Raw genomic sequence first — 9,161 nt, forward strand, 5'->3', positions numbered from 1 at the left:
CCTGTCTATGACAGGAGAGCCCGACCAGAACACCGCTATCTGGGGCACCGGGAACCGCGTCTGCCTGACCTGTCTGGCCGCTCGACAACCCAAAAGCGCCGCCCGTACCGGTATCGCTGCCTGACCATTCGTCCGATCTGGAGAGCAACGGGGGAACAAGACCTAAATGGGTGTTCAGAAGACCTGGGCGAAGCACTACCAAATCGAGTGGGAGAACCGCGCAGTCGATACCGGAGTGCCGCTGTGGCTCAGGATCGTATGCCCGAGGCGTTTTGGCCCTGACGGCCCGTTTACGCGTAGCGCGAGGGACTATCTTTGAGATGCCGAGTAAATCACCAGGCAGAGTTAACCATTGAGTGAGCGGCCATCTCAAGATAGGCCAGCAGCTCCTTGCGGTGCTCGTCGTCGAGGGTCTCCGCGTCGATCTCGGCGACCGCGATGTGCATGTTGCGCAACCAGGCGTCCCGCTCGAACGGGCCGATGCGGAACGGCGCGTGCCGCATCCGCAGCCGGGGGTGGCCGCGCTGCTCGGAATAGCTGCGGGGGCCGCCCCAGTACTGCTCCAGGAACATCCGCAGCCGTTGCTCGGCGGCGTCGAGCTCGTTTTCCGGATACAGCGGACGCAATATCTCGTCCTCGCGCACCAGCGCGTAGAACCGCGAGACGATGGCCCGGAACGTCTGCGCCCCACCCACGGCGTCATAGAAAGACTGCTGCTCGACCTGGTCCATTACGCCCATTGTGGTCCATCCGGTGCGGAGGCCGCCGCGCGGGCAACCGTCTTTGCCGTCACCCGATGTTCACCAGTTGACCTGCGAACACGAACAGAATTGTCGTGCGCTGTGCCCGGATCCATGGTGAACTGGTCGGCGGAGGACACATGCCGCAGCGCAAGAGGAGCCGTGGCCACCGCCATCACGGTGCCCCGGCGGGTTACACCGGCCCCGTGACCGAGCGCGCTCTGCACAGCGTCGACACCCAGCACCCGGCCGCCGAGAGCGCGTCCATCTGGGGCCGTCGCCGGGTGCTGCTGCTGAACTCCACCTACGAACCGCTGACCGCGCTGACGATGCGCCGCGCGATCGTGATGCTGCTGTGCGGCAAGGCCGACGTTGTGCACGACGACCCGTCGGGTCCGGTCATCCACTCGGCCACTCGCACGATCGTGGTGCCGTCGGTGATCCGGCTGCGGTCGTACGTACGGGTCCCCTACCGGGCCCGCGTTCCGCTGACGCGCGCCGCCCTGATGCACCGTGACCGGTTCCGCTGCGCGTATTGCGGCACGAAGGCCGACACGGTCGACCACGTCGTTCCGCGCAGCCGCGGCGGCGACCACTCCTGGGAGAACTGCGTCGCAAGCTGCTCCACCTGCAACCACCGCAAGGCCGACCGGCTGCTGTCGGAGCTGGGCTGGGCATTGCGGTCCGTCCCGACGCCGCCCAGAGGGCAGCACTGGCGACTGCTGTCGACGGTCAAGGAACTCGATCCCGCCTGGGTGCGATACCTGGGTGAGGGCGCGGCGTAACCGGCGTCTGCGATACGGTTTGCGGCGTGAGCATTCTCCAGGTACACGCGTTCTTCGTGGGCATCCCGCTGTTGCTGGTGCTGATACTTGTGGCGCTGATCTGGTCCCGCAAAGAACCGCGCCCGCCGACCTACAAACTGTCCGAGCCCTGGACCCACGCGCCGATCCTGTGGGCGGCGGTCGACGAACGTGTCGGCGATCCGCACGGGCACCCCGAGGATCTGACGGTTGGAGGTGGCGCCAGTGGTAAGTGGTGAACTGGCAACCATCCCCGAACCGGAACTGCCGCCGGGCTTCGTCGTCACCTCCAGCGGACGCATCTCGGGAGTCACCCAGCCGGGCGACCTGTCGCTTGAGTACCCGTTCCCGATCATGGATCTCGTCAGGCTCGACGACGCGCTGGCGTACGGCACCCGGGACTCCAGGGCCCGGCTGGCCGTCTACCTCGGCGATCTCGGCGCGGACACCGCCGCCCGGGCCCGCGAGATCCTGGCCCTGGTGCCGACGCCCAACGACGCGGTGCTGCTGGCGGTGTCGCCGGACCAGCACGCCATCGAGGTCGTCTACGGCGCGGGGGTGAAGGGCCGCGGTGCCGAATCGGTCGCGCCGCTGGGCGTGGCCGCGGCGGCGTCGGCGTTCAAGGAGGGCAACCTGATGGACGGGCTGATCAGCGGCGTGCGCGTGCTCGGCGCGGGTATCTCGCCGCCCTAGGATCTGGAAGGGAGTCGCGTGTGCCGCTGGGTCGCCTACCTCGGCGCGCCGATCGCGCCCCGGGAACTGTTGCACGATCCTCAGCGGTCTCTGATAGAGCAAAGCCGCCGGCACGCGCCGAACATGGCCATTCCCAACGGGGACGGGACCGGGCTCGGCTGGTACGAACATCGCGACCAACCGGCGCTGTTCCGCAGCATCACCCCGGCGTGGGGCGACGAGAACCTGATGGAGTTGGCCGCCGAAATCCGTTCTCCGCTGTTTCTCGCCCATGTTCGGGCCGGAACGGGAACACCGGTGCAGCAGACCAACTGTCACCCGTTTCGCTACCGCAACTGGCTGTTCGTCCACAACGGGTACGTAGCGGGCTACGACATACTGCGCCGCGACCTGTTGTTCGCCGTGCGTCCGGACTTGTTCACCAACATTGCCGGATCCACCGACTCGGAGTTGATGTTTCACCTCGCCCTGACCTTCGGCCTGGAGGAAGACCCGATCGGTGGCCTGCAGCGCATGGCCGGCTTCGTTGAGGCCACCGCTGAAAAGGCGGGCATGACCGGCCCCGCCCTGCAGATGACAGTCGGTGTCAGCGACGGAGTGCGGTTGTACGCGGCACGCTACGCCTCCGGCTCGGAGGTCAACACGTTGTTTGTGAGCGAGGACGCCGCGTCGGTGCGCATGCTGTATCCGGAGAACGAGCGGCTGGCCCACTTCGGCGCCGCCGCCCGCGTGGTGGTGTCCGAGCCGCTGGCCGATCTGCCCGGCCTGTGGCGGGAAGTCCCCGCGGGAACCGCGCTTGTCATCGGCGACGACATCGACGAACGGACTTTCGCGCCGACCACACCCGCCTAGCGTGGGGTCACGGTACGGTGTCCGCAAGGCGTTCGTGGCCGCTCCGGCGACCGATGGGAACAGATCGTCATACCGCTAGCCGGCGTCGAACGTGCGTGCCCGCAGGGACCGCTCCACCCCTGCGCGACCCTCCACCACCAGTCGGCGCAGGGCCGGCGCGATATCGCCGGCCAGGAACTCGTCGGCCGCCGCGATCCCGTCGTCGCTGATGTCCCACGACGGGTACAAACCGACCACCACGGTCTGGGCGACCTCGCTGGAGCGTCGCTCCCACACGCCGGGGATCGCCTCGAAGTAACGCGCCGTGAACGGCTTGAGGAGCTCGGCCTGGCCCGGCGCGGCGATGCCCGCGATGATTGCCCGCCCGATGATGTTGGGCAGCGTGTCGTCCTCGATCACCTCGGTCCACGCCTTCTCCTTGACCTCCTCCCGCGGCCGCGCCGCCGACGCCTGCCGCGCGTGCCGCTTGCCGGCTGCGGTCGGGTCGCGCTGCGCCTCGGCGTCGATGAGCGGAGTGGCGGGGCCGCCGGCGTCGATCACGCCGGACCTCGCCAGGGCGGTCACGATGCGCCAGCGCAGGTCGGTGTCGATCACCAGCCCGGGCAGCCCGCGCTCGGCGGGATCGGTGTCGAGCAGCGCCGAGAGCACCTCGATGTGCCGCAGTTGCAGCACCGACGAGCACAGCGCGTTGACGAACGCGAGCTGGTGGTCCGAGCCCGGCTCGGCGCCGCGGGCCAGCTCCAGCAGGCGGTCGGCGAACTCCGGCCAGCCATGTTCGCCTGCCCAGCCCGGCTCCGCGTAGGCGCCCAGCGCGGTCTGTGCCTGCATGAGCAGCCGCTGCGCGACCCCCACCTCGGTCTCGGCCTGCACGCCGGAGCCGACCAGCGCCACGAAATCGCGGGCGCGCAGCTCCGCGTCGCGAGTCATCTCCCAGGCCGCCGACCACACCAGTGTGCGGGGCAGCGGCTCGGCGATGTCGGCGATGCGGCCCAGCGCGGTGGCCAGCGACTCCTCGTCCAGACGCAGCGAGCAGTACGTCAGGTCGTCGTCATTGACCAGCATCAGCTTCCCCCGTGAAACACCTTGCAGCGCGGGTACTTCGATGAGTTCACCGTCGACGTCGAGCTCCTCGCGGTGCACCCGCACCAGCTTGCCCGACCCGTCGTCGTCGTAGACGCCGACGGCCAGCCGGTGCACCCGCGTTTCGCCCGCACCCGGTTGGGCGCCGCCCTGCCGGATCGCGAACCGGGTGAACCGGCCATCGCCGTCGAGATCGAAGTCCGCCCGCAGCGTGTTCAGGCCCGTGGTCTTCAGCCACTGGTTGCCCCAGTCCGACAGGTCGCGGCCCGACGCCTTCTCGAGTGCGCTCAGCAGGTCGCTGAACCTCGCGTTGTCGAACGCGTGGGCGTGGAAGTAATCGCGCAGCCCCGCCAGGAAGTTCTCCAGGCCGACGTATGCCACCAGTTGCTTGAGCACGCTGGCGCCCTTGGCGTAGGTGATGCCGTCGAAGTTGACCTCGACGGCGGCCAGGTCGGGGATGTCGGCGGCCACCGGGTGCGTGGTCGGGAGCTGGTCCTGCCGGTACGCCCACGACTTCTCGGAATTGGCGAACGTCGTCCACGCCTGGGTGAACTCGGTGGCCTCGGCCTGGCACAGCACCGACGCGAACGTCGCGAACGACTCGTTGAGCCACAGGTCGTCCCACCAGGCCATCGTGACCAGGTCGCCGAACCACATGTGCGCCATCTCGTGCAGCACCGTCTCGGCGCGCCGCTCATACGACGCCCTGGTGACCTTGCTGCGGAACACGTAGTCCTCCAAAAACGTGACCGCACCGGCGTTTTCCATCGCACCCGCGTTGAACTCCGGCACGAACAGCTGGTCGTACTTCCCGAACGCGTACGGCACGCCGAAGTTGCGGTGGTAGAAGCCGAAGCCCTCTTTGGTCTGCGTGAACAGCCGATCGGCGTCCATGAACTCGGCGAGCGACGCGCGGCAGTACAGGCCCAGCGGGATCTCGCCGTGCTCGTCGCGGTAGGTGTCGTCCCACCGGGTGTACGGGCCGGCGATCAGCGCGACCAGGTAGGTGCTCATCCGCGGCGTGGTGACGAAGGTGTGCGTCTTCGCGTCGCTGGCGGCGCGGGTCCCCTCGACGGCGCCGTTGGACACCACCGTCCAGTGCGCCGGCGCGGTGACGGTCAGGTCGAACGTGGCCTTCAGGTCCGGCTGGTCGAAGCAGGCGAACATCCGCTTGGCGTCGGCGGTTTCGAATTGCGAGTACAGGTACACCTCGTCGTCGACCGGGTCGACGAACCGATGCAGGCCCTCGCCGGTGTTGGAATAGCGGCAGTCCGCCTCGACGACGACCACGTTGTGCTTGTCGAGGCCGGTCAGCGGGATGCCGGTCGATTCGTCGTACCCCGACACGTCGATCTCGACACCGTTGAGGGTGGCACTGTGCACCGTGTCGGCGGCGAAGTCCAGCACGGTGTCGGCGCCGGCCGGCGCGTCGAACGTCACCGTCGTCTTCGACCGGAAGGTCCGCGCGCCGGGCGCGCCGTTACCGTCGGTCAGGTCCAGGTCGATGCGGTAGTTGTCGACGGTCACCAGGGCCGCGCGCTCGATGGCCTGGTCGCGGGTTAGGTTCGGAAGTGCCATGCAACCCAACCTATAGGGATCGGGATTACCCGACGCGTCACCGCAGTTTCCATCCACAAGAGTTCTGACCCCGTAGCCGCGAGAGGACGATCGATGCCCGAGAAGAACACCGCCGATTTCTGGTTCGACCCGCTGTGCCCGTGGTGCTGGATCACGTCACGCTGGATCCTCGAGGTGGAGAAGGTCCGCGACATCGAGGTCAACTTCCACGTGATGAGCCTGGCCGTGCTGAACGAGGGCAAGGATGTGCCCGACGAGTACCGGGAGCTGATGAAGAGGGCGTGGGGCCCGGTGCGGGTCGCGGTCGCCGCGGAGCAGGCCAACGGTCCGGAGGTGCTCGCGCCCCTGTACGCGGCGATGGGCACGCGCATCCACAATCAGGGCAACAAGGACCTCGATGTGGTCATCCGGGAGTCGCTCGACGAGGTGGGTCTGCCCGCCGAGCTCGCCGGGGCCGCGACCACCGACCGCTACGACGACGCGCTGCGCAAGAGCCACCACGCCGGGATGGACGCGGTCGGCGAGGACGTCGGCACCCCGACCATCCACGTCAACGGGGTGGCCTTCTTCGGCCCGGTGCTGTCACGCGTCCCGCGCGGCGAGGAGGCCGGCAAGCTGTGGGACGCCTCGGTGACGTTCGCGTCCTACCCGCACTTCTGGGAGCTCAAGCGCACCCGCACCGAGCCGCCGCAGTTCGACTGACCGCCAGCCGTTGCCGGGCCTGCCGGTTCGGGTCACAGTTCACCCATGACAGTGGCCGGGCCCGCCGTATCGGACGGCACCTATCGGGATCGGCTCGTGGCCGTCGAACCGGGCGGCAACGAGGCGATCGCCGCCGCGGACCGCCACGGGCATCCGAGCCAGCTGTTGTGGACGTGGACTTCCCCGAACCTCGAGTTCGCGACGATCTTCGTCGGGGTGCTCGCGGTCAGCGCGTACGGCATGGGCTTCTGGCAGGCGACCGTCGGGATTGTGATCGGCACCGCGTTGGGCGCTGCGGCGCACTGGGTGCTGTCGGCCCGCGGTCCTTTGCACGGCGTCCCGCAGATGGTGCTGGGCAGGCTGGCGTTCGGCTACCGCGGCAACGCGGTGCCGGCCGGGCTGATGTCCATCACCGCGGGCGTGGGCTGGTTCGCGACCAACAGCGTCAGCGGCGCGTTCGCGCTGAGCACGCTGTTCGGCATCGGCCCGCTGCCGTCGCTGGTGATCATCGTGCTGGTCCAGACGATGTTCGCGTTTTTCGGCCACAATCTCGTGCAGGCGTTCGAGCGCTGGGCTTTCCCGGTTCTGGCGATGATCTTCGCGTTCGCGTCGGTGGTGATCTTGTCGAAGGCCGACTTCGGCGCCCCGCCGCCCGCCGGCGGGCTCGGGGGAGCGGGCGGCTTCCTGCTCACCGTCGGCACCGCGTTCGGCTACGCGGCGGGCTGGACGCCGTACGCCGCCGACTACACCCGCTACCTGCCGTCGACGGTGTCGACGTTGCGCACCGGTTTCTTCGCCGCGGCGGGCCTGTTCCTGTCGTGTGCGGTGCTGGAGGTCGTCGGCGCCGCGTCGGTGACTGCCGGCCCCAGCGGCACCACCAATCCGACGCAGGCGTTCACCAGCCAGCTGGCGTCGCCGCTGGCCAAGGCCACGCTGTTGGCGATCGCGATCGGTGCGGTCGCGGCCAACTCGCTCAACATCTATTCGGGTGCAATGGCTTTCGTGACGATAGGGGTGCGGCTGCCGCATCACCTCGCGCGGGCGTTTGTGACGTTGTTCTTCGGTGTCGCAGGGTTTCTGGTCGCGTGGTGGGCGCTGGCCGACGCCGCCGCAAGTTATGAGGCGTTCCTGCTGATCATCGCGTATTGGATCGGGCCCTGGCTCGGCGTGATGTTCGCCGACCAGTATCTGCGGCGCGGGCAGGTGGTCAGCGGCATGCTCTACGACCGCTCGTACACGAACCGGCCGGGCCTGCCGTCGTTTCTGATCGGGCTGGTGGTGTCGGTGTTGCTGTTTTCGAACCAGGAGAAGTTCGTGGGCTTCCTGGCCCGGATGTTCCCGCAACTCGGCGACATCACGTTCTTCCTCGGCTTCCTGATCGCGGGCGGCTGCTATCTGCTGTTGGCGCGGGCGAAGCTGCGCGCGGAGGCAGGAGCGGCGGTCGCAGTTGAGGCATGAGGACATCGGCGGAAAGCGGTGACACAATGACCGCCATGCGCGTCTACCTCGGCTCTGACCATGCCGGATTCGAACTCAAACAAGCCGTCATCAACCACCTCACGGACAACGGGCATGAGCCGATCGACTGCGGCGCTTACACCTATGACCCCGAGGACGACTACCCGGCGTTCTGCATCGCCGCCGCGCTGCGAACCGTCGCCGATCCGGGCAGCCTCGGCATCGTGATCGGCGGCTCGGGCAACGGCGAGCAGATCGCGGCCAACAAGGTGCCGGGCGTACGGTGCGCGCTGGCCTGGAACACGGAGACCGCGGCGCTGGCGCGTGAGCACAACAACGCCCAGCTGATGGGCATCGGCGCGCGCATGCACACCGTCGACGAGGCGTTGTCATTCATCGATGTGTTCCTGTCCACCCCGTGGTCGAAAGCCGAACGCCACCAGCGCCGTATCGACATTCTCAGCGAATACGAACGCACCCATCAGCCCCCGCCGGTGCCGGGCGCCTGAGGGTGCCCGAAGGCCATACCCTGCATCGGCTGGCCCGCCTGCACCAACGCCGATTCGGCGGGCATCCCGTTGCGGTGTCCAGCCCGCAGGGCCGCTTCGCGGCCGGTGCGGCCGCGGTGAACGGCCGGGTGCTGCGCAAAGCCACCGCCTGGGGTAAGCACCTTTTCCACGACTACGACACCGGCCTGATCGTGCACGTGCACCTCGGCCTCTACGGATCCTTCGCCGAGTGGCCGGTGCCGGCCGAAGAGGCGCAGCCGCTTCCGGTCGGGCAGGTGCGGATGCGGATGGTCGGCGCCGAGTTCGGCACCGACCTGCGCGGCCCGACTGCCTGCGAGGTGATCGACGAGGCCCAGGTCGACGCCGTGATCGCGCGTCTTGGTCCCGACCCGCTGCGCCGCGACGCCGAATCGGCGTTGGCTTGGGCGCGAATCAGCAAGTCGCGCAGGCCCATCGGCGCGTTACTGATGGATCAGGCCGTGATCGCCGGAGTCGGCAACGTGTACCGCAGTGAGCTGTTGTTCCGCCATCGCATCGACCCGTACCGGCCCGGCACCGACATCAGCGCCGACGAGTTCGACGCGGCCTGGGCCGATCTGGTGGACCTGATGCGGATCGGCTTGCGCCGCGGCAAGATCCTGGCGGTCCGGCCCGAGCACGACCACGGCGCGCCGTCCTATGCTCCCGGCCGCCCGCGCACCTACGTCTACCGCCGCGCCGGCGAGCCCTGCCGTGTGTGCGGCACC

At 68.4% G+C, this 9,161-nt stretch carries 10 protein-coding genes; 8 read left to right on the forward strand and 2 right to left on the reverse strand.

Annotated elements, in window-relative coordinates:
• Nucleotides 1-332: 332 nt before the first annotated feature.
• On the reverse strand, nucleotides 333-731 hold the full coding sequence (locus tag VKG81_RS15260) for a globin (protein ID WP_414685291.1): 399 nt from the start codon (nucleotides 729-731) through the stop codon (nucleotides 333-335).
• Between the two features lie 149 nt (nucleotides 732-880).
• Here VKG81_RS15260 and VKG81_RS15265 point away from each other — a divergent pair, with 149 nt between their 5' ends.
• From VKG81_RS15265 to VKG81_RS15280, 4 genes are all read left to right on the forward strand, one after another.
• Nucleotides 881-1,525, forward strand: a complete 645-nt coding sequence (locus tag VKG81_RS15265) for an HNH endonuclease (protein WP_324397306.1) — start codon at nucleotides 881-883, stop codon at nucleotides 1,523-1,525.
• A 26-nt stretch (nucleotides 1,526-1,551) separates the two neighbouring features.
• A complete protein-coding gene (locus tag VKG81_RS15270) occupies nucleotides 1,552-1,782 on the forward strand; it encodes a hypothetical protein (RefSeq protein ID WP_324397308.1) in 231 nt (76 codons plus the stop codon).
• Nucleotides 1,769-2,236: a DUF5130 domain-containing protein gene (locus VKG81_RS15275; RefSeq protein ID WP_324397310.1), complete on the forward strand. Its 468-nt coding sequence runs from the start codon at nucleotides 1,769-1,771 to the stop codon at nucleotides 2,234-2,236. The genes VKG81_RS15270 and VKG81_RS15275 overlap by 14 nt, the downstream gene beginning before the upstream one ends.
• Before the next feature lie 123 nt (nucleotides 2,237-2,359).
• Nucleotides 2,360-3,088 (forward strand): class II glutamine amidotransferase, encoded by a 729-nt coding sequence (locus VKG81_RS15280; protein WP_324397312.1) that lies wholly within the window; start codon nucleotides 2,360-2,362, stop codon nucleotides 3,086-3,088.
• Between the two features lie 75 nt (nucleotides 3,089-3,163).
• Here the strand turns inward: VKG81_RS15280 and pepN are convergent, their stop codons facing one another.
• On the reverse strand, nucleotides 3,164-5,746 hold the full coding sequence (gene pepN / locus VKG81_RS15285) for an aminopeptidase N (protein ID WP_324397314.1): 2,583 nt from the start codon (nucleotides 5,744-5,746) through the stop codon (nucleotides 3,164-3,166).
• Between the two features lie 93 nt (nucleotides 5,747-5,839).
• Between pepN and VKG81_RS15290 the strand changes: the two genes are divergently transcribed.
• The 4 genes from VKG81_RS15290 to VKG81_RS15305 all read left to right on the forward strand — a co-directional run.
• On the forward strand, nucleotides 5,840-6,448 hold the full coding sequence (locus VKG81_RS15290) for a DsbA family protein (RefSeq protein WP_324397316.1): 609 nt from the start codon (nucleotides 5,840-5,842) through the stop codon (nucleotides 6,446-6,448).
• 45 nt (nucleotides 6,449-6,493) lie between these two features.
• Nucleotides 6,494-7,906 carry a purine-cytosine permease family protein gene (locus tag VKG81_RS15295; protein ID WP_324397318.1) on the forward strand — a complete coding sequence of 471 codons (1,413 nt, stop codon included), beginning with the start codon at nucleotides 6,494-6,496 and terminating at the stop codon, nucleotides 7,904-7,906.
• A 35-nt stretch (nucleotides 7,907-7,941) separates the two neighbouring features.
• Nucleotides 7,942-8,415, forward strand: coding sequence for a ribose-5-phosphate isomerase (locus VKG81_RS15300; RefSeq protein WP_324397324.1), 474 nt, complete (start codon nucleotides 7,942-7,944; stop codon nucleotides 8,413-8,415).
• Nucleotides 8,416-8,417: 2 nt separating this feature from the next.
• Nucleotides 8,418-9,161: Fpg/Nei family DNA glycosylase (locus VKG81_RS15305; protein WP_324397320.1), on the forward strand; the 744-nt coding region annotated here is incomplete at its 3' end.

Origin of the sequence: Mycobacterium sp., assembly GCF_035314905.1 — a bacterium.
GTDB lineage: Bacteria > Actinomycetota > Actinomycetes > Mycobacteriales > Mycobacteriaceae > Mycobacterium.

Excerpts from the sequence above, each read along its gene's own strand:
- pepN (WP_324397314.1), bottom strand. The coding sequence starts at position 5,746 with ATGGCACTTCCGAACCTAACCCGCGACCAGGCCATCGAGCGCGCGGCC.
- VKG81_RS15260 (WP_414685291.1), bottom strand. The coding sequence starts at position 731 with ATGGACCAGGTCGAGCAGCAGTCTTTCTATGACGCCGTGGGTGGGGCG.
- VKG81_RS15295 (WP_324397318.1), top strand. The coding sequence starts at position 6,494 with ATGACAGTGGCCGGGCCCGCCGTATCGGACGGCACCTATCGGGATCGG.
- VKG81_RS15290 (WP_324397316.1), top strand. The coding sequence starts at position 5,840 with ATGCCCGAGAAGAACACCGCCGATTTCTGGTTCGACCCGCTGTGCCCG.
- VKG81_RS15300 (WP_324397324.1), top strand. The coding sequence starts at position 7,942 with ATGCGCGTCTACCTCGGCTCTGACCATGCCGGATTCGAACTCAAACAA.
- VKG81_RS15280 (WP_324397312.1), top strand. The coding sequence starts at position 2,360 with ATGGCCATTCCCAACGGGGACGGGACCGGGCTCGGCTGGTACGAACAT.
- VKG81_RS15265 (WP_324397306.1), top strand. The coding sequence starts at position 881 with ATGCCGCAGCGCAAGAGGAGCCGTGGCCACCGCCATCACGGTGCCCCG.